16 protein-coding genes are annotated in these 19,325 nt (G+C 66.0%); 6 read left to right on the plus strand and 10 right to left on the minus strand.

What is annotated here, in order from left to right:
* The first annotated feature begins 108 nt into the window (after positions 1 to 108).
* The gene (gene metH / locus EGM87_RS11370) at positions 109 to 2,706 is read left to right on the plus strand and encodes a methionine synthase (protein WP_044660201.1); all 2,598 of its coding nucleotides are present in this window, start codon (positions 109 to 111) and stop codon (positions 2,704 to 2,706) included.
* 46 nt (positions 2,707 to 2,752) lie between these two features.
* Here metH and EGM87_RS11375 read toward each other — a convergent pair whose 3' ends face one another.
* Positions 2,753 to 3,910, minus strand: a complete 1,158-nt coding sequence (locus tag EGM87_RS11375; protein WP_137710328.1) for a serine hydrolase — start codon at positions 3,908 to 3,910, stop codon at positions 2,753 to 2,755.
* Positions 3,911 to 4,357: 447 nt separating this feature from the next.
* Between EGM87_RS11375 and EGM87_RS11380 the strand changes: the two genes are divergently transcribed.
* The gene (locus EGM87_RS11380; protein WP_137710478.1) at positions 4,358 to 5,194 is read left to right on the plus strand and encodes an alpha/beta fold hydrolase; all 837 of its coding nucleotides are present in this window, start codon (positions 4,358 to 4,360) and stop codon (positions 5,192 to 5,194) included.
* Between the two features lie 120 nt (positions 5,195 to 5,314).
* Here EGM87_RS11380 and nadB read toward each other — a convergent pair whose 3' ends face one another.
* From nadB to purM, 5 genes are all read right to left on the minus strand, one after another.
* On the minus strand, positions 5,315 to 6,919 hold the full coding sequence (gene nadB, locus EGM87_RS11385; RefSeq protein WP_025548663.1) for an L-aspartate oxidase: 1,605 nt from the start codon (positions 6,917 to 6,919) through the stop codon (positions 5,315 to 5,317).
* Between the two features lie 9 nt (positions 6,920 to 6,928).
* Entirely contained in the window at positions 6,929 to 7,372 is a 444-nt protein-coding gene (locus tag EGM87_RS11390; protein ID WP_253719062.1) for an endonuclease domain-containing protein, read from the minus strand.
* Positions 7,369 to 8,298 (minus strand): ABC transporter ATP-binding protein, encoded by a 930-nt coding sequence (locus tag EGM87_RS11395; protein WP_048577206.1) that lies wholly within the window; start codon positions 8,296 to 8,298, stop codon positions 7,369 to 7,371. The genes EGM87_RS11390 and EGM87_RS11395 overlap by 4 nt, the downstream gene beginning before the upstream one ends.
* A 45-nt stretch (positions 8,299 to 8,343) precedes the next feature.
* Entirely contained in the window at positions 8,344 to 9,291 is a 948-nt protein-coding gene (gene purN, locus EGM87_RS11400; RefSeq protein ID WP_137710327.1) for a phosphoribosylglycinamide formyltransferase, read from the minus strand.
* A gap of 87 nt (positions 9,292 to 9,378) precedes the next feature.
* Positions 9,379 to 10,473: a phosphoribosylformylglycinamidine cyclo-ligase gene (purM, locus tag EGM87_RS11405; protein ID WP_137710326.1), complete on the minus strand. Its 1,095-nt coding sequence runs from the start codon at positions 10,471 to 10,473 to the stop codon at positions 9,379 to 9,381.
* 152 nt (positions 10,474 to 10,625) lie between these two features.
* Here purM and EGM87_RS11410 point away from each other — a divergent pair, with 152 nt between their 5' ends.
* From EGM87_RS11410 to EGM87_RS11425, 4 genes are read left to right on the plus strand one after another with little or no spacing between them, the layout of a single operon-like run.
* Complete coding sequence (locus EGM87_RS11410) at positions 10,626 to 11,909, plus strand: heavy-metal-associated domain-containing protein (protein ID WP_137710325.1); 1,284 nt, start codon at positions 10,626 to 10,628, stop codon at positions 11,907 to 11,909.
* Positions 11,910 to 11,917: 8 nt separating this feature from the next.
* Entirely contained in the window at positions 11,918 to 12,532 is a 615-nt protein-coding gene (locus EGM87_RS11415; RefSeq protein WP_137710324.1) for a P-loop NTPase family protein, read from the plus strand.
* A 28-nt stretch (positions 12,533 to 12,560) separates the two neighbouring features.
* Positions 12,561 to 14,699, plus strand: a complete 2,139-nt coding sequence (locus EGM87_RS11420; protein ID WP_025548671.1) for an RNA degradosome polyphosphate kinase — start codon at positions 12,561 to 12,563, stop codon at positions 14,697 to 14,699.
* A 5-nt stretch (positions 14,700 to 14,704) separates the two neighbouring features.
* Complete coding sequence (locus EGM87_RS11425) at positions 14,705 to 16,219, plus strand: Ppx/GppA family phosphatase (protein ID WP_025548673.1); 1,515 nt, start codon at positions 14,705 to 14,707, stop codon at positions 16,217 to 16,219.
* A gap of 214 nt (positions 16,220 to 16,433) precedes the next feature.
* On the opposite strand, the gene EGM87_RS11430 is transcribed toward EGM87_RS11425, so the two are convergent.
* Genes EGM87_RS11430 through coaBC form a run of 4 tightly spaced genes read right to left on the minus strand, consistent with a single transcriptional unit; the run spans position 16,434 to position 19,255 of the window.
* Positions 16,434 to 16,799 carry a DsrE family protein gene (locus EGM87_RS11430; protein ID WP_137710323.1) on the minus strand — a complete coding sequence of 122 codons (366 nt, stop codon included), beginning with the start codon at positions 16,797 to 16,799 and terminating at the stop codon, positions 16,434 to 16,436.
* Positions 16,787 to 17,563 carry a HesA/MoeB/ThiF family protein gene (locus EGM87_RS11435; protein WP_137710322.1) on the minus strand — a complete coding sequence of 259 codons (777 nt, stop codon included), beginning with the start codon at positions 17,561 to 17,563 and terminating at the stop codon, positions 16,787 to 16,789. Before EGM87_RS11435 ends, EGM87_RS11430 begins: the two co-directional genes overlap by 13 nt.
* The gene (dut, locus tag EGM87_RS11440; RefSeq protein ID WP_025548678.1) at positions 17,560 to 18,024 is read right to left on the minus strand and encodes a dUTP diphosphatase; all 465 of its coding nucleotides are present in this window, start codon (positions 18,022 to 18,024) and stop codon (positions 17,560 to 17,562) included. The genes EGM87_RS11435 and dut overlap by 4 nt, the downstream gene beginning before the upstream one ends.
* Positions 17,999 to 19,255: a bifunctional phosphopantothenoylcysteine decarboxylase/phosphopantothenate--cysteine ligase CoaBC gene (coaBC, locus tag EGM87_RS11445; RefSeq protein WP_044660208.1), complete on the minus strand. Its 1,257-nt coding sequence runs from the start codon at positions 19,253 to 19,255 to the stop codon at positions 17,999 to 18,001. The genes dut and coaBC overlap by 26 nt, the downstream gene beginning before the upstream one ends.
* Positions 19,256 to 19,325 lie beyond the last annotated feature (70 nt).

Genomic DNA, 19,325 nt, shown 5'->3' on the forward strand with positions numbered 1-19,325 from the left:
CGTCATTCCCGCGAAGGCGGGAATCCATCTCCTGCCTTCTCCCCTGGTGCTATGTTGGGAGATGGATCCCCGCCTTCGCGGGGATGACGAAGAGAAGAGAAGCAGGGAATGACCCAATCGACCGCCACTTTCGTCAATATCGGTGAGCGCACCAACGTCACCGGATCGGCCAAGTTCAAGAAGCTGATCATGGCGGGCGACTATGCCGCGGCCATCGACATCGCCCGCGATCAGGTGGAGAACGGCGCGCAGATCGTCGACGTCAACATGGACGAAGGCCTGCTCGACGCCGTGGAGGCGATGACGACCTTCCTGAAGCTGATGACGTCCGAACCGGACATTGCCCGCGTTCCGGTCATGATCGACAGTTCCAAATGGGAAGTGATCGAAGCCGGCCTGAAATGCGTGTCGGGCAAGCCCATCGTCAATTCGATCAGCATGAAGGAGGGTGAGGAAGCCTTCCTCCATCACGCCCGCCTCTGCATGGCCTATGGCGCGGCGGTGGTCGTCATGGCCTTCGACGAGACCGGCCAGGCCGACACGAAGGACCGCAAGGTCGAGATCTGCGAGCGCGCCTACAAGCTGCTGATGTCCATCGGCTTCCCGCCGGAAGACATCATCTTCGACCCCAACATCTTCGCCGTGGGGACCGGGATCGAGGAACATAATAATTACGGCGTCGACTTCATCGAGGCCTGCCGCGAGATCAAGGCGCGCTGCCCCCATGTCCATATTTCGGGCGGCCTGTCGAACTTCTCCTTCTCCTTCCGCGGCAATGAGCCGGTGCGGCGGGCGATGCATTCGGTCTTCCTCTACCACGCCATTCCGGCGGGGCTGGACATGGCGATCGTCAATGCGGGCCAGCTCGACGTTTACGACGCCATCGACCCCGCGCTGCGCAAGGCGTGCGAGGATGTGCTGCTGAACAGCGATCCGGAGGCGGGCGAACGCCTGGTCGCGCTGGCGGAGAGTTTCAAGGGCAAGGATGCCGCATCGGAAAAGGCGGCGCAGGAATGGCGCGGCTGGCCGGTCGCCAAGCGGCTGGAACATGCGCTGGTCAAGGGCATCGACATGTATGTGGTCGAGGATACGGAGGAAGCCCGCCTCGCTGCCGCAAAGCCCATCGAGGTGATCGAAGGCCCGCTGATGGACGGCATGAATGTCGTCGGCGACCTGTTCGGCGCGGGCAAGATGTTCCTGCCGCAGGTCGTGAAATCCGCCCGCGTCATGAAGAAGGCGGTCGCCCACCTCCTCCCCTTCATCGAGGCGGCGAAGGAGCCCGGCGCCAAGGGCAAGGGCAAGGTCGTGATGGCGACGGTCAAGGGCGACGTCCACGACATCGGCAAGAACATCGTCGGCGTCGTGCTCCAGTGCAACGGCTTCGAGGTGATCGATCTGGGCGTCATGGTGCCGTGGCAGGACATCATCAAGGCGGCGAACGAAAATGACGCCGACATGATCGGTCTCAGCGGCCTCATCACCCCCTCGCTGGACGAGATGGTGACGGTCGCGGCGGAAATGCAGCGCGCGGATATGACCATGCCGCTGCTGATCGGCGGCGCGACCACCTCCAAAGTGCATACCGCGCTGCGCATCGATCCGGCCTTCACCGGGCCGGTGGTGCATGTGCTGGACGCCAGCCGGGCGGTCGGCGTCGCGACGGCGCTCGTCTCCGAAACCCAGAAGACCGATTTCGTCCAGAAGACCAAGGATGATTATGCCCATGTCCGCGCCGCCCGAGAGGGCAAGGGGCAGAGCAAGCTGCTCAGCATCGAGGAAGCGCGGGCCAATGCCTTCGAGATCGACGAGAGCCTGAAGCCCGGCAAGCCGCGCCTGCCCGGCGTCCACCGCTTCCCGGACTGGGATCTGAAGGACCTGCGCAACTATATCGACTGGACGCCCTTCTTCCGCGCATGGGAACTGGCGGGCAATTATCCCGCGATCCTAGAGGACAGGGTGGTGGGCGAAAGCGCGACCAGCCTGTTCACCGATGCGCAGAAGATGCTCGACCGCATCGTGGACGAGAAATGGCTGACGGCGCGCGGCGTGGCCGGCCTGTGGCCCTGCCGCCGCGAAGGCGATGACATCATCGTCCATGTCGAGGATGAAAAGCATGTCCGCCTGCCGATGCTGCGCCAGCAGATCGCCAAGCGGGAGGGCCGGGCCAATATGTGCCTTGCCGACTTCATCAGCCATGATGGCGACTGGATGGGCGGTTTCGCCGTGTCGATCCACGGGATCGAGCCGCATCTGGCGCGGTTCAAGAACGCTATCGACGATTATTCGGACATATTGCTCAAGGCGCTGGCGGATCGTCTGGCGGAGGCCTTTGCCGAACGGCTGCACCATTATGTGCGCACCGCGCTCTGGGGCTATGCCGAGGGCGAGCAGCTTACCAACGAGGCGCTGATCAAGGAGCAATATCGCGGCATCCGGCCCGCGCCCGGCTATCCCGCCTGTCCGGAGCATAGTCTGAAGCCGCTGCTGTTCGACATGCTGGATGCGCATCACGCGACGGGCATTTCGCTGACGGAAAGCTTCGCGATGCTGCCGACGGCGGCGGTCAGCGGCTTTTACTTCGGGCATCCGCAGGCGGAATATTTCGGCGTGGCGCGGGTGGGGCGCGACCAGCTGGAGGATTATGCCGGGCGGCGCGGGGTGGATCTGGAGACGGCCGAGCGCTGGCTGCGGCCCAATCTGGATTGAATCCTACTCCGTCATTCCCGCCTTCACGGGAATGACGGAAAGAAGACTAACGCGCCTCGTGGTTGGCCGCCACCGCCTTCGCCACCGCCTGCATCAACTGCCAGCGCGTCGGGATCGGTTCCGTCGTGCTGCCGATCATCACCGCGACCGCATAGCTGGTGCCGTCGGGCGCGGTCATGATGCCGATATCGTTGAACCCGGTCGAACGCGCGCCCAGTTCCTGACCCGTGCCGGTCTTGTGCAGATAATGCCAGCCCGGCGGCACGCCGCCCTTGATCCGCTGCGGCCCCGTCTTCGCCTCGCCCATGATCGAAAGCAGCAGTTGCGACGATGCCGGGGAAAGCATGTCGTTCTGCTTGAGCTTCGCCAGCGCCTGCACGATGGAGGATGGCGCGGCGCCGTCCGGCGGGCTGGCCAGATAATTGTCCAGCGCCTTCTGCCGCACCGATAGGGGCAGCTTGGCGCGGGCGGCATAGAAGTTGCGGCCGATCGAATAATCCTGCCGCCATTCCAGGCCCGCCGTGGTGGATTGCAGCAGCCGTTCGCCGGGCCCGAAGCGGATGTCCCGGATATAGCGGCGCGCGAGATAGCTGCGCACCGCTTCCGGCCCGCCGACGGCGCGCAGCAGCGTGTCGTTGGCGGTATTGTCGCTCTGCGTCATGGCGCGGCGCATCAGGTCGGAATAGGTCGTCGTCCAGCCGCTATTGCCCACCAGCGCGGCGGTCGGCTGGTGGAAGAGGGTCAGGTCCTTCTTCGTGATGGTGGTGCTGTCGCTGAGGCGGATCTTGCCCCGGTCGACCGCGTCGAGGAAGGTCATGGACACCCAGAGCTTCGAAACGCTCTGCTGCGGGAAGAGCAGATTGCCGTTCCATGCAACGGTCCAGTCGCTGCCGATGCGGCGCACGGCGATGCCGACCTTGCCGTTGAAGCTTTGGCCCAGGTTGCGGATCACGCTGACCAGCGCGGGGGGCGGCGTTTCCCTTTGGTCGACCTTCAGCGCTTCGAAGGGCTTGGGCGGATTGGCGACCGGCTTGATCGGGAAGGTCGCGGTGGAAGGCTGCGGCCGCTGCTGGACCGCTGCATAGGGTTGCTGCGGCGCGCTGACGCAGGCAGAAAGCGCCGCCATCAACAGGACGAGCCGGGCCGAGCCGCTATTGCCGCCGCCATTTGGGCGCTTGCCGCGCCCTCCCTTGAAATTGGTCATCGAAATCCCCGCACTCTCCTTTCGCATTAGGGTTCAGACCCGCGCCGGGTGACAAGAATCATGCGATGAACGATTCCACAAATGCGATGTAAGGAGGCTGAACGAGGCGCGCCCTAGGCTCAGGACCCCTTACTGGCGGGTTCGAGGTTTGAGGCAAAATGGCTCAGGGCCAGAAGGCAAGGCGCAGGAATATGTCGATATTTCCAGCCTTGCCGACGCAGCACTGGGCCATTTTGGTCAAATCCCTGCGGGACGCCGAAATGGCTTCCATCTCGAACCGAAATGCGCTGGCAAAGGCAATGAGCCTTCGCGGCGCGCATTTCGGCCCGATATGTTCGCCATTTCGACGCCTCGAACCCGCCAGTAAGGGGTCCTGAGCCTAGCTCAGTTGAGGTTCAGGCGAAGGCCTGCAAGGAAGCGCCGATGAACCACATGCCGATGAACCACATGATGAACAGACGGACGATGATGCGGGGGGCGACTGCGCTGCTGGCGGGCGGCATGTTGCCGGCACGGGCGTGGGCGGCGCCCTTCGCTTCGCGCCGCATTGCCGTGACGACTCGCGGCGCCGGTCGAGATGTCGTGCTGATCGCGGGGCTGGCGAGCGGGCCGGGGCTGTGGAACGGGGTGGTCGGCGCGCTTTCCGGTTATCGCTGGCATCTGGTCCACGTGCGGGGTTTTGCCGGCCTCGCGGCGGACGCCAATGCCAGCGGGCCGCTGGTCCAGCCTTTGGCGGACGAGATCGCCCGCTATATCGCGGCGGCAGGGCTGGAGCGGCCCGCCATCGTCGGCCACAGCATGGGCGGCACGCTGGCGATGATGCTGGGTTTGAAGGGGCTGGCGGGGCGGCTAATGGTGGTCGACATGCTGCCCGAAGGGGCCGCGATGGTCGGCGGCACGGCGCAGGGCATGGGCTTCCTGGCCGATCAACTGGGGCAATATTTCACCGGAACCAAGGCGGGCCGCGCCTATCTGGCGCGGATGCTGGCGGAAATGCCGGGCGCCCGGGGCAGCGATCCGGATGTCATCGCCAATGCGCTGCGCGATCTCGCCAATGTCGACCTGGGGCCGCAACTGGCGCGGCTGACCGCGCCGATGGAGGTGGTCTATGCCGTCGGCAGCGATGCGGCGCAGGCGGGCGAGATCGGCCGAACCTTCCGCGCCGCCTATGCCGCCAAGCGCGGCGTGCGGCTGGTGCCCATCGGCCCCAGCGGCCATGTCGTCATGGCGGATCAGCCGGCCCGCTTCAACGCGGTCCTCGGCAATTTTCTGAAGACGGTTTGACGCCGATCAAAGGCGCGGCGGGACAGCAGGGGTAAAAGCAATCCGACGCCTTCCTCCGCGTCACTCCTCGACTCATGGCGCAGCGCGATGGACGCTGCGCCACCTTTTTTTCAGCTTCTTTCAGGGCGCCAGCACCGTATCGACCGCCTGCGGCAGCATCGCCGGATAATCGAGCGTATAGTGCAGCCCCCTGCTTTCCTTGCGATGCAGGGCGGAGCGGACGACCAGACGCGCGACCTCCAGCAGGTTGCGCAGTTCGATGAGGTCCGGCGTCACGCGGAAATGGCCGTAATATTCGTCGACTTCCTTCGCCAGCAGGTCGATGCGGTGCTTGGCGCGCTCCAGCCGCTTGGTGGTGCGGACGATGCCGACATAGTCCCACATGAAGCGGCGGATTTCCTTCCAATTATGCTGGACGATGACCTCTTCGTCCGAATTGGTGACGCGGCTTTCGTCCCAGGGGCGGATCGGCGGCGGCGCGGGCAGTTCATCCCAATGGGCGCGGATGTGCCGGGCGGCGGCTTCCCCGAAGACGAAGCATTCCAGCAGCGAATTGGACGCGAGGCGGTTGGCGCCGTGCAGGCCGCTTTCGGTGACTTCGCCCGCCGCATAGAGCCCCGGCAGGTCGGTGCGGCCATCAAGGTCGATGACCACGCCGCCGCAGGTATAATGCTGCGCCGGGACGACCGGGATCGGTTCCTTCGTGATGTCGATGTCAAGATCCAGCAGGCGCGCATAGATGGTCGGGAAATGGGTACGCACGAATTCCGGCGGCTTGTGGCTGATGTCGAGATGGACATAGTCGAGGCCGAGCCGCTTGATCTCATGGTCGATGGCGCGGGCCACCACGTCGCGGGGGGCGAGTTCGCCGCGCGGGTCGAACCGGGGCATGAAGCGTTCCCCGCCCCCGGGGACGCCCGGGGGCAGCTTCAAATGACCGCCCTCCCCCCGAACCGCCTCCGTGATGAGGAAATTCTTGACCTCCAGATTGTAGAGGCAGGTAGGGTGGAACTGGTTCATCTCCATGTTGGAGACGCGGCAGCCCGCGCGCCAGGCCATGGCGATGCCGTCCCCGGTCGCGCCCCGGGGAGCCGTGGAGAAGAGATAGGTGCGGCCCGCGCCGCCGGTGCAGAGGATCGTCGCCTTGCCCAGGATCGCGTCGACATGGTCCGTCAGCCTGTTGAACGCATAGACGCCCCATACATGCCCGTCGCCCGAATAGCGCTCGCCATGGCGGCTGGTGATGAGGTCGATGGCGACCCTGTCCTCCAGCAGCGTGATGTTGGGATTGGCGCGGGCGGCCTTCAGCAGCGCGACCTGCACGGCATGGCCGGTGGCGTCGTCGACATGGACGATGCGGCGGTGGCTGTGACCGCCTTCGCGGGTCAGGTGCCAGCGTTCGCCGAATTCCTCCCCTCCATTGAAGGGAACGCCAAGCTCCGCGAGCCGCTCTATCGCCGCAGGAGCCTCGGAGACGACGAATTCGACCGTGCTGCGGTCGTTCAGGCCCGCGCCTGCGACCATCGTGTCTTCGATATGCGCCTCGAAACTGTCACCTGCGTCCAGTACGGCGGCAATGCCGCCCTGCGCCCAATTGGTGGACCCGCCATCCAGCGCGCCCTTGGCCAGCACCACGACCTTGCGGTCCTGCGCCAGGTTGATGGCGGCGGTCAGCCCCGCCGCGCCGGAGCCGATGATGACGACGTCATAGGTGGTGGTGGGCATATAGTCTTCTTACTCCCCTCCCGCAGGCGGGAGGGGTTGGGGGTGGGCTTGCGCGAGGGCTGCCATGATATGCGACAGCACGCCTTCGATATTCCCTATCACGTCGGCATTCTGAAAGCGCAAGACGGTAAAGCCTAGTTCGCGACAGTAGGCGTCGCGGCGGGCGTCATATTCCGCACTGTCGTCGTGGGTGGAGCCATCCAGTTCGACGATGAGCTTCGCCTCGCGACAAAGGAAGTCCGCGAAATAAGGGCCGATAGGGATTTGGCGGCTGAACTTGCGGCCGTCGAGTTGGCGGTTGCGCAGGCGCTGCCAAAGGAACCGCTCAGGCGGAGATGCCTCATTTCTTAGCGACTTTGCGCGGGACGTATTCCTGCTTCTGAAAGGTCGCGCCAGCCCCCCCCCCGGCCCCCTCCCGCCTGCGGGAGGGGGAGAGGCATCCCTCTCCCTCACGCCGCCGCGGTCAGGTTCAGGAACACATCCTCCAGATCAGGGTCGCGCGTCACCACGTCGACGATGGAAAGCCCGCTGGCCTGCACGGCGCTCAGCACCTGGCCCGCATTGGCGCGGTTCTTCATATAGGTGATCGTCAGCGTGCGTTCGTCCGACAGTTCGATCTTCTCGAAGCTGGGGTCGGCGGGGGGCGTCACCACATCGCGATCGACCGTCACCTGCACCACCTTCTCCTGCGCCATGGCGATCAGTTCGCGGGTCGGCTTGTCGGTGATGACCTTGCCATGGTTGATGATGCCGATCCGGTCGCACAATTCCTCGGCCTCTTCCAGATAGTGCGTGGTGAGAACGATGGTCACGCCCTGGCGGTTCAACTCCCGCACATAGGCCCAGAGCTGCTGGCGAAGCTGCACGTCGACGCCGGCGGTCGGTTCGTCCAGCACCAGGATCGGCGGGCTGTGCACCATCGCCTTGGCCACCAGCAGGCGGCGTTTCATGCCGCCCGACAGGGTCCGGGCATAGGCGTCGGCCTTGTCCTCCAGATGCACGGCGCGCAGCAATTCCATCGAGCGGCGGCGGTCCCGGGGCACGCCATAATAGCCCGCCTGGTTCTCCAGCGTCTCGAACGGGGTGAAGAAGGGATCGAAGACGATCTCCTGCGGGACGATGCCGATGCTGTTCTTGGCGTTGCGGGGGTTCTGGTCGATGTCGAAGCCCCAGATTTTCGCCGTGCCGCTGGTCTTGTTCACCAGCCCGGCGAGGATGTTGATGGTGGTCGACTTGCCCGCGCCATTCGGCCCCAGCAGGCCGTAAATCTGCCCGCGCGGGATGGTGAGGTTGATATTGTCGAGCGCCTGCTTGCCGCCCTTGTAAACCTTGGTGAGGTTGGCGATCTCTATGGCGGGAGTGGGGGAGGTGTCGGTCATGGCTGCCTATAGTGGGGTTGGGCCATTGGAAAGGAAAGAGCGGGGTTAAAATTCGTCGGCGGCGTCCATCAGGGCGGTGAGTTTGCGGGGCGCGACCTCCCGCCAGCTCCGCTCCAGCCGTTCGTTGATCTGGTCCCAGTCCGTGTCCCCCAGATCGAGCCGGATGCCGACCCAGCCATCCCCGAAATAGGCGGGGCGGTAATAGCGGGCGGGGTCGCTTTCGATCAACATCGCCTGTTCTTCCGGCGCGGTCGTCTTGACGAGGATGGCGATAACGCCGTCGCCATGACGATCCTGCGTGAAATAGGCGAATTTCTTGCCCTTTTCGATGCCGAAGCAGGGCATGCCGTGGGACGTGACCTCATCCGCCTGCGGCAGGGCCAGAGCGCGCTCACGGACTTTGTTCAGCAGCCATTCGGGCTGGCGCTCGCGGGTGACGAAATCCGCCAGCGTGCGCGGATAGAGCTGATGTTCCGCCATCAATATGCGCGCGGCAAGGCTGTCGGCGGTGTCGCCGGGCAGGATCGCGACTTCGATCTGGCCAAGGACCGGCCCGTCGTCCAGTTCCGCCGTGACGATGTGGACCGAGCAGCCGGCATGGGTATCGCCTGCGCCCAAAGCCTTCCGATGGGTGTCGAGACCCTTATATTTGGGCAGCAGGCTGGGGTGGATGTTCAGCATCCGGCCTTCCCAGCCGGCGACGAATTCGGGCGAGAGGAGGCGCATATAGCCGGCCAGCGCGACATATTCCGCGCCCGCCCCGCGCAACGCCTTGTCGATAATGGCGTCGAATTCGGCGCGCTTCAGGCCCTTGTGGCTCTGCGCGAAGGTGGCGATGCCCTCGGCGGCGGCGAGGGTCAGGCCGGGTGCTTCGGGATCGTTGGCGGCGACCAGCACCAACTCATAGGGGCAGGACGGATGCCTGGCGGCATAGAGCAACGCCGCCATGTTCGAGCCACGTCCGGAAATCAGAACGCCGACCTTTGCCTTCACTTGCAGTCCCCGTCCGGTTCGCGCGAAGTCGAGAACCCTTGTGACTTCGTTTCTCGACTTCGCTCGAAACGAACGGGTTTCAGTGACTTACCCCAGATGCGTGGCGGTCCAGTCGGCCCTGGCGCTCCATGTTTCCTGTGAGCCCTTGACCGTGCAGCCCTTTTCGCCCGCCTCCACGAGGCCGACGCGGACCACGGTTTCGCCCGCTGCTTCCAGATCCGCCGTCACGGCGTCCACCGCATCCGCATCCACCGCCAGCACCATGCCGACACCGCAATTGAAGGTGCGGGCCATTTCCTCCGGCTCGATATTGCCCTGCGCCTGGAGGAAAGCCATCAGGCGCGGCTGTTGCCATCCATCGGCGTCGACGACCGCATGACAGCCTTCGGGCAGCACGCGCGGGATATTTTCCAGCAGGCCGCCGCCGGTGATGTGGGCCAGCGCATTGATCCGGCCTGCCCGGACCAGCGGCAGCAGCGACTTCACATAGATGCGCGTCGGCGCCATCAGCGCGTCGATCAACAGCACCTCATTATCGAAGATCGCCGGACGGTCGAGCTTCCAGCCCTTGTCGACGGCAAGGCGGCGCACCAGCGAGAAGCCGTTGCTGTGCACGCCCGAGGAAGTGAGACCCAGCAGCACGTCGCCCGCCTTGACCCGGTTGCCGGTCAGCGCCCTGGACCGCTCCACCGCGCCGACGCAGAAACCGGCAAGGTCATAGTCGCCCGGCCCGTACATGCCGGGCATTTCCGCCGTCTCTCCGCCGATAAGGGCGCAGCCGGCCTGTTTGCAGCCCTCCGCAATGCCCGCGATCACGCGCTCGGCGACGCCGCTCTCCAGCTTGCCGGTGGCATAATAGTCGAGGAAGAAGAGCGGTTCGGCGCCCTGCACGATCAGGTCGTTGGCGCACATGGCGACCAGGTCGATGCCGACGCCGTCATGGGCATTATGGTCGATGGCGAGCTTCAGCTTGGTGCCGACGCCGTCATTGGCCGCGACCAGCAGCGGATCGTCGTAACCGGCCGCCTTCAGGTCGAAGAAACCGCCGAAGCCGCCCAGTTCCGCGTCGGCGCCGGGGCGACGGGTGGCCTTGGCAAGCGGGGCGATGGCGCGAACCAGCGCATTGCCCGCGGCGATGTCGACGCCAGCCTTGGCGTAGCTGTAGGATTCGGTGTCGCTCATGGCTGTGGCCCCTAAGCATTTTCAAGTCAGATGGAAACATCTGACGGCTTAAGAAAATGCGGCAAGCCAAATAACGCACATTGTGCGCGAAAACGGAACGGGAAATGGGTTGCCGCTTGGCAGCGCAGGCAAATCTCGCCAAAAGGACGCGCGTGAACGTGCCTTCTGTCCTTCGTGGCCTGTCCCTCCGGCCTTTGAACCTGTTCCGCGCAGCGTCGCGCCCGATCCAGATACTGGGCGCGATCATGCTTGGCCTCGCCGCTGCGGCGCTGGTCGCGCAGATGGAGGGGGAGCGCGGCGTGCCCCCCATCGCCAGCGGCGGCGATTTCCAGGTGAGCCATGTGAAGGTCGACGTCTTTGCCAAGGATGCCGACAGCGCGCGCAAGGCCGGCTGGCGGCTGGCGCAGCGGCGGGCGTGGCAGATGCTGTGGACCCGGACCCATGGCGGCAGCGGCGCGCCGGCCCTGTCCGATTCGCAGCTTGAAGGCATGATTTCGGGCATCGAGATCGAATATGAGCAGGCGGGCCCCACCCGCTATGTCGCCACGCTGGGCGTCATGTTCGACCGGGCGCGGACGGGCCAGTTGCTGGGCGTGACCGGCAATGTCATGCGATCCCCGCCCCTGCTGGTGATCCCGGTGCTGTGGGACAGCGGGTCGGCCGTGTCCTATGAGCGGATCAACGAATGGCAGCGGGCCTGGGCGCGTTTCCGCACCGGCGACAGCGCGATCGACTATGTCCGCGTGGCCGGGTCGATCGCTGATCCGATCCTGCTGAATGCGGGGCAGACCGGGCGGCGCGGGCGGCTGTGGTGGCGCGTGCTGCTCGACCAATATGGCGCGGCGGACGTGGTGATCCCGATCGCTCGGCTCGACCGTCAATATCCGGGCGGTCCGGTGACCGGCACCTTCACGGCGCGCTACGGCCCCGACAATTTCCTGATCGGCAGCTTTTCCCTGCGCGCCTCCAACGACAGCGCGATCCCGCAGATGCTGGACCAGGCGACGCAGCGGATCGACCAGCTTTATACCCAGGCGCTGAACGACGGCCGCCTGCGTCCCGATCCGTCGCTGATCATCGAGGAGCCGGTCGATCCCAATGCGCTGGAGATCGAAAATGCCGCCGATCTGCCGGTGGAAACGCTCGACATGCCGACGCCCGCCGCCACGACGGGCAGCTACGCGATCCAGTTCGACACCCCGGACGTCGGATCGGTGGCGCAGGGCGAAGCCGCCGTGCGTTCCATCGCGGGCGTGCGTTCGGCGGCGACGAGCAGCCTGGCGCTGGGCGGCACGTCGGTCATGCAGGTGAGCTTCGACGGCACGGTCGACATGTTGCGTGCAGCGCTGGCGGCGAAGGGCTATAACGTCGCCGTGTCCGGCAATACGCTACGCATCCGCAGGGGTGGGACACCGGGAGCCGGCTCTGCGCAATGAAAGGCGCCATGAGACAGATCAGCCTGCCGTTCGACCGGCCTGATCGGGCAAGCGGCGAGGATTTCCTGGTCAGCGACGCCAACCGCATCGCCGTCCGCCATCTGGAGAACTGGCGGGGATGGCCGCTGGCGATCAGCGTGCTGAGCGGGCCGCCCCTGTCGGGCCGTTCGACGCTGGGCCGCCATTTCGTCGCGCAGAGCGGCGGGACGATGATCGACGATGCGCAGCGGCAGGACGAGCAGGCGCTGTTCAACGCCTGGAACGATGCGCAGACGGCGCAGCGCCCGCTGCTGCTGATCGCGGACGCGCCGCCCGCGCTATGGCAGGTGGCCCTTCCCGACCTGCGGTCCCGGCTGGCGGCGGCGGCGCATGTCGCGCTGGAGCAGCCGGACGAGGCGCTGGCCCGCGCCCTGATAGATCGGTCCCTGGCGTCGGCCGGAGCAAGCTATGCGGCGGATCTGCCCGAATGGCTGCTGCGCCGGATCGAGCGCAGCTATGCCGCCATCGCCGCCGTGACGCGCCTGCTGGACGAGGCGGCTTTGTCATCGGGACGTAAGATTTCTACCGCTATGGCGAAAGATGTCCTGCAAGACGCGGGATTTTTGCCTATAGTCCCGGACTGATCCTCCGGTTCCGAACGATGAGAGAGATGTGGCCGAAGCCGACCCCTCCGCCAGCCTGACCCTGCCCAGCGACCGCTATTTCAACCGGGAACTGTCCTGGCTGGCCTTCAACCAGCGCGTGCTGGAGGAGGCGATGAACCGGGCGCATCCCCTGCTGGAGCGGCTGCGTTTCCTGTCGATTTCCGGCGCCAATCTGGACGAGTTCTTCTCCGTGCGCGTGGCGGGCCTGAAGGGGCAGCAATTGCAGGATGTCGACATGCGATCCGCCGACGGGCTGACCCCGGCGCAGCAACTGGCCGCCATCAGCGAGGAAACCGCCCGGCTGATGGGCGCGCAGCAGAAGGTGTGGGGGGCGCTGCACGGCGAACTGGCGCAGGTGGGGATAGAGGTGATCGGCCCGTCCACCGCGCTCGACCCCTCCTGCGAGAACTGGCTGCGCGATCATTTCCTGACGCAGGTCTTTCCGATCCTGACGCCGCAGGCGCTGGACCCGGCGCACCCCTTCCCCTTCATCCCCAATCAGGGGCTGTCGATCGTCTTCGACCTGGAGCGGCTGTCGGACAAGGAGCCGATTCGCGAGCTGGTGATGATACCGTCCTCACTCGCCCGCTTCGTGCGGATGCCGGGCGAAACGGCGCGCTATATGGCGCTGGAGGCGGTGATCCGGCGCTTCTCGGCCGATCTCTTTCCCGGCTATCGCGTCCGCAACAGCGGCGTTTTCCGCATCATCCGCGACAGCGACATAGAGATAGAGGAAGAGGCGGAGGATCTGGTCCGCTATTTCCGCAGCGCCATCAAGCGCCGCCGCCGGGGCCGCGTGATCCGCATGGAGATAGAGGAACGCATTCCCGAGCCGGTCGAGGAGATGTTGCAGGACATGCTCCAGGGCCATGAGGCGATCATCGCGGAGGTGGAAGGGTTCGTCGGCATCGGCGACCTGTCCGGCGTCGTCGAGGAGGATCGGCCGGACCTGAAGTTCGAGCCCTATGCCCCCCGCTTCCCGGAGCGCATCCGCGAATATGGCGGGGATTGCTTTGCCGCGATCCGGGCGAAGGACATCGTCGTCCACCATCCCTATGAAGCCTTCGACGTGGTGGTGTCCTTCCTGAAGCAGGCGGCGTCTGACCCCGATGTCGTGGCGATCAAGCAGACGCTGTATCGCGCGGGCAAGCAGTCCGCGATCATCCGCGCGCTGATCGACGCGGCCGAGGCGGGCAAGTCCGTGACCGCGGTGGTGGAGCTGAAAGCCCGTTTCGACGAGGAGCAGAACCTGATGTGGGCCGACGCGCTGGAGCGCGCGGGCGTGCAGGTGGTCTATGGCTTCATCGACTGGAAGACCCATGCGAAGGTGTCGATGGTCGTCCGGCGGGAGGGGGAGGCGTTCCGCACCTACTGCCATTTCGGCACCGGAAATTATCATCCGGTGACGGCGCGCATCTACACCGACCTCAGCTTCTTCACCGCCGATCCGGCCTATGGGCGCGATGCGGCGGCGCTGTTCAATTACATCACCGGCTATGTCGAGCCGCAGCGGCTGGAAAAGCTGGTGATGTCGCCCCGCGACCTGCGCAACCGCCTGTGCGACCTGATCGATGCGGAGATAGAGCATGTCCGCGCCGGGCGGCCGGGAACCATCTGGGCGAAGATGAATTCGCTGGTGGACCCGGCGATCATGGAAAAGCTTTATGCGGCGAGCAATGCAGGCGTGCAGATCGAACTCATCGTGCGGGGCATCTGCTGCCTGCGGCCGGGCGTGCCGGGCATGTCGGAAAATATCCGGGTGAAGTCAGTGGTCGGCCGCTTTCTTGAACATAGCCGGATCACCGTCTTCGGCAATGGCAAGGCGCTGCCCAATAATGGCGCGAAGGTGTTCATCAGTTCCGCCGACTGGATGCCGCGCAATTTCGACCGGCGCGTGGAGTTCCTGGCGCCGGTCGAAAATCCGACCGTGCACGACCAGATTCTGGACCAGGTGATGGTCGCCAACCTGATCGACACCGAACAGAGCTGGGTGCTGGACAGCGACGGCCATTACAGCCGCGTCGAGGCGGGCGACCGGCCGTTCAACCTGCACCGCTATTTCATGACCAACCCGTCCCTTTCGGGCCGTGGCGCCGCGCTGGACAGCGAAGCGGTGCCGACGCTGCGCCTGCGCGGGCGGGCCTGAACGGCATGAATTCCATGTTGAGCCAGGTCCGGGCGCTCGCCCCCGGCATGGCGACGTCCCCGCATCAGGCGAAGGCGCGCACGGCGATCATCGACATCGGTTCCAACAGCGTGCGGCTGGTCGTCTATGACGGGCCGCGCCGCATCCCCTTCATCCTCTTCAACGAAAAGGTGATGGCGGGATTGGGCGCGTCGCTGGGGAAGACGGGCCGGATCGAGGCGGAAGCCATGGACAGGGGGCTGCGCGCGATCGGCCGCTTCGCCCATCTCTGCCGCGAGATGGAGGTGCAGGAGGTGCGCTGCGTCGCCACCGCCGCGGTGCGGGACGCGGAAAATGGCGACGAGTTCATCCGGCGCGCCCGCGACATGGGGCTGGAGGTCGAGCTGCTGTCCGGCGGGCAGGAGGCGGTCGCCGCGGCCTATGGCGTGTTGTCGGGCATTCCGGGCGCGGACGGCATCGTCGGCGACCTGGGCGGCGGCAGCCTTGAGCTGGCCCGAATCCGCGACGGCGCCGTGCATGAAACGGTGTCCTTGCCGCTGGGCGTGCTGCGCCTGCCGCAAATCCGCGCCAAGGGGCCGGCCGTGCTGGAACGGATGGTCAGGAAGATGCTGGCCAAGGCGGGCTGGGACGCGCCCGCCGGCCTGCCCTTCTATCTGGTCGGCGGGTCGTGGCGCGCGCTGGCCCGGTTCGACATGGAATTGACCCAGTTCCCGCTTCCCGTCGTGCACCAATATGAAATGCCTGCCGCGCGGGCCGAACAATTGACGCGCATCGTGTCCCATGTCGGCAAGGCGCGGTTCAAGGATATTCCCCAGATCACCGGATCGCGCGTGCCGACCCTGCCGGATGCGGCGGCGCTGCTGTCGGTGATCGTGCGCCAGTTGAGGTCGAGCAGGCTGGTCGTGTCGGCCTATGGCCTGCGCGAGGGGCTGCTGTTCAGCGATCTGCCCCCGGATATTCAGGCACATGATCCGCTGCTGATCGCGGCGGAGGCCGAAGGCGAAGCGCAGGCGCGCTTTACCGGCCATGGCGACATGATCGAGCGCTGGATCGCGCCGCTGTTCCTGGAGGACGGCAGCGCGTGGCGGCGGATTCGCCGGGCCGCCTGCCTGTTGGCCGATGTCGGGTGGCGCGCCAATCCCGATTTCCGGTCGGACCGGGGCGTCGAGATCGCGCTGCACAGTAATTGGGTCGGCATCAACGCGGCCGAGCGAGCCATGCTGGCCCAGGCGCTGCACAGCAATTTTGGCGGCGGCCTGTCGACGCCGCCCGGCATCGAGCGGCTGGCCCCGCCCGAAGCGCTTCAGCGAGCGACCTTATGGGGTCTGGCGATCAGATTGGGGCAGCGGTTGTCCGGCGGCGTGGAGGGGCCTTTGCTCGCCTCCCGCCTGGAGATGGAGGGCAATGTGCTCGAACTGCGGCTGCGCAGCGTGGACGCCGATCTCTTCGGAGAAGCGGTCGAGCGGCGGCAGCGGCAACTGGCCCAGGCCATGGGCGTGAAGTACCGGCTGGCCTGGTAGGGGGCTGACTGAATGCGGTCAGGGAGCGGAGCTTCTGCTTTCCCTGAAGGAAGCCTGCCCTGAAGGAAGCCTGCTCCTGCGCAGGCAGGCCCGGCCCTCCCTTCCGCGCATCATCGCCGCCCGATCCGGGCGCCTGCTTTCGCATGAGCATGCTGTTCCTTCAGGAAAGCGTCGCAATCGTCCGCTTCCCACCCAGCCGAGCCAGCCGACCGGCTCAGGCAAAGATCAGCCGGGCCTCTTCGCCGGTCTGCTGCAAGAACCCCATCGGGCCGCCGACCTCAACGCCCTGCGGCAAATCATCGGCAGTCATTCCGCACAGCGCAAGTCCGCTCTGACAGGCAAGCAGGATCACGCCCAAGCTCAATGCCTCTTCGATCACCATCGCCAGCGAAGGCAGCCCCGATGCCCGATGCGTTTCGTCGCAGGGCGCTTCCAGAGGCGCTCGCAGCAAGCTCACCGCGTCCAGTTGCAGGAACAGCGCCGCGCCGCCGCCCAACGCCGCCTGAGCCGCCGCGATCACCAAGGCTCCGCGCAGCCGTTCCGCATCCGCCGTCGCGACGATGATCCTCAGCTCGCGCATAGTTCCACGGCGCAACCCTGGCAGGCGGGATCCTTCGGCACCGCCACGGTCCGAAACCGCATCGACAACAGATCGGCCAGCAGCAAGCGCCCCGCCATGTCATCGCCGAAGGGAACAAGCGCGCGGATTACCTCCAGCGCCGCCAGACTGCCGATCACCCCTGTCAGCGCCCCGATCACGCCGGTTTCGGAACAGTTCCGCTCCGGCGCGTCCTGCGGCGACCCGACCAGACAGCGATAGCAGGGCTTGCCCGCCTCCCAACCGCGATAGGTGGCCAATTGCCCCTCGAACGGCCCGACCGCCGCCGACACCAGCGGAATCCGCAGCTTCTGCGTGCAGTCCGCCACCGCCAGCCGCGTCACGAAACTGTCGCAGCCATCCAGCACCACATCGGCATCCCGCAGCATCAGCGCGGCATTGTCCGCATCGATGCGGGCGTTGATGGGGATCAGCTTCACGTCCGGATTGAGCCGCGCGACCGCCGCCATCGCGCTTTCGGCCTTGGACGCTCCGATCTCGTCAGTGCCGAACAGCACCTGCCGCTGCAGATTGGAGAGGGCGACCGCATCGTCATCGATCACCCGGATCGTGCCCACGCCCGCCGCGGCGAGATAGAGGATGGCCGGGCTGCCGATCCCGCCCGCCCCCACGACGGCCACATCCGCCGACAGCAGCCGCGCCTGCCCCGCGCCGCCGATCTCCTTCAGCACGATATGGCGGGCATAGCGCTCAAGCTGATCGTCCGTGAGGGCCAGGGGCGTCATTGGGATCGAACCCCCGTCGATCCGAATCCCCCTGCGCCCCTGATCGTCTCGTCCAGTTCCTCGACTTCGGCAAAGCGCGCCATCTGCACCGGCGCGGCGACCAGTTGCGCGATCCGGTCGCCCCGCGCGATCACAAAGGGTTCTTCGCCCAGATTGATCAATATGACCTTCAGCTCGCCGCGATAATCGGCGTCAATCGTCCCCGGCGTATTGGGCAGGCTGATCCCATGTTTCAGCGCCAGGCCGGAACGCGGCCGCACCTGCACTTCATAACCTTCGGGAATCGCCATGGCAAAGCCGGTCGCCACCGCATGCCGGCCGCCGGGCACAAGGATGATGTCCTCCGCCGACACGACGTCCATCCCCGCCGCATGCGCCGTGGCATAGGCCGGCGCCGGCAGGCCCGCGCCATGGGGCAGGCGCTTCAGGCGAATTTCAATGGGCGGAAGAGGAGAGGACATGGGCGACCTTTTCTATCAGGCGGGTGGCGATGGCGTCCTTGGGCAGATGGTCCCAGCTCTCGACGCCATCCTTCGAAACGATGTGCACGCTGTTGGAATCGCCGCCCATCACGCTTGAGCCGGGCGGCCCCGACACGTCATTCGCGACGATCCAGTCGGCGCCCTTGCGCGCCAGCTTCGCCTGCGCATGTTCAGCGATCTTCTGCGTCTCGGCGGCAAAGCCGACCAGCAGGGCGGGACGCTGCGCATGTTTGCCCAGCGTGGCGAGAATGTCCGGATTCTCGACCAGGGCCAAGGGCGCCGGCTTGCCCGATCCATCCTTCTTGAGCTTCTGATCCGCAGCGTCCGCCGTGCGCCAGTCGGCCACCGCCGCCACCATGATCGCCGCATGGGCGGGCAGGGCCGCCTCCACCGCGGCCAGCATCTCCCGCGCGGTTTCCACATCGACGCGGGTCACGCCGGCCGGCGTCGGCAGGTGCACCGGCCCCGCCACCAATGTCACCCGCGCGCCGGCCCGCGCCGCCGCCGCCGCTATGGCGAAGCCCTGCTTGCCGGAGGACCGGTTGGCGATGTAACGGACCGGGTCGATCGGCTCATGCGTCGGGCCGGCCGTCACCAGCACATGCCGTCCGGCGAGCGGCGCGTCGGCCGTTTCGAAGTCCGGCTGCCCGGCCAGCGGATCGGCGACGAGCGGCCGGGCGAGCAGCCGCGCCACCTCCGCCGCGATCGCTTCCGGATCGGGCAGGCGGCCCTTGCCGAATTCCCCGCAGGCCATTTCACCACTGTCCGGCTCCATCACATGCACGCCATCGGCCTTGAGCTGTGCGACATTCCGCCGGGTCGCGGCATGGTGCCACATCCGAACGTTCATGGCGGGAACGGCGAGCACCGGCTTGTCGGTCGCCAACAGCAGCGTCGTCGCCAGATCGTCGGCAATGCCGCCCGCCATCTTGGCCAGGATGTTCGCCGTCGCCGGCGCGACCACGACCAGATCGGCCTGCCGCGAAAGCTGGATATGCCCGATCTCGCGCTCTTCCTTGAGGTCGAACATGTCGCCATAGACATGATCCTCGGTCAGCACGCCCAGCGACAGCGGCGTCACGAATTTCTCCGCGCTTTCCGTCAGCACCGCCCGCACCGCGATGCCGCGCCTGCGCAGCAGCCGCACCAGTTCCAGCGACTTATAGGCGGCGATGCCGCCCGAAACGATGAGAAGGATGCGCTTGGTCATGACAGGCCCATCATTTGGGCAAGCGGCGGGCCCTTGTCCAGCCATTCCCATCGTCCCCATGCGCAATCAT

Origin of the sequence: Sphingobium sp. RSMS (genome assembly GCF_005406185.4) — a bacterium.
Lineage (GTDB): Bacteria > Pseudomonadota > Alphaproteobacteria > Sphingomonadales > Sphingomonadaceae > Sphingobium > Sphingobium fuliginis.

Bases quoted from the DNA above. Each gene is read 5' to 3' on its own strand.
- metH (WP_044660201.1), top strand. From the start codon at position 109: ATGACCCAATCGACCGCCACTTTCGTCAATATCGGTGAGCGCACCAAC.
- EGM87_RS11375 (WP_137710328.1), bottom strand. From the start codon at position 3,910: ATGACCAATTTCAAGGGAGGGCGCGGCAAGCGCCCAAATGGCGGCGGC.
- EGM87_RS11380 (WP_137710478.1), top strand. From the start codon at position 4,358: ATGATGAACAGACGGACGATGATGCGGGGGGCGACTGCGCTGCTGGCG.
- nadB (WP_025548663.1), bottom strand. From the start codon at position 6,919: ATGCCCACCACCACCTATGACGTCGTCATCATCGGCTCCGGCGCGGCG.
- EGM87_RS11395 (WP_048577206.1), bottom strand. From the start codon at position 8,298: ATGACCGACACCTCCCCCACTCCCGCCATAGAGATCGCCAACCTCACC.
- purM (WP_137710326.1), bottom strand. From the start codon at position 10,473: ATGAGCGACACCGAATCCTACAGCTACGCCAAGGCTGGCGTCGACATC.
- EGM87_RS11415 (WP_137710324.1), top strand. From the start codon at position 11,918: ATGAGACAGATCAGCCTGCCGTTCGACCGGCCTGATCGGGCAAGCGGC.
- EGM87_RS11425 (WP_025548673.1), top strand. From the start codon at position 14,705: ATGAATTCCATGTTGAGCCAGGTCCGGGCGCTCGCCCCCGGCATGGCG.
- EGM87_RS11430 (WP_137710323.1), bottom strand. From the start codon at position 16,799: ATGCGCGAGCTGAGGATCATCGTCGCGACGGCGGATGCGGAACGGCTG.
- EGM87_RS11435 (WP_137710322.1), bottom strand. From the start codon at position 17,563: ATGACGCCCCTGGCCCTCACGGACGATCAGCTTGAGCGCTATGCCCGC.
- dut (WP_025548678.1), bottom strand. From the start codon at position 18,024: ATGTCCTCTCCTCTTCCGCCCATTGAAATTCGCCTGAAGCGCCTGCCC.
- coaBC (WP_044660208.1), bottom strand. From the start codon at position 19,255: ATGACCAAGCGCATCCTTCTCATCGTTTCGGGCGGCATCGCCGCCTAT.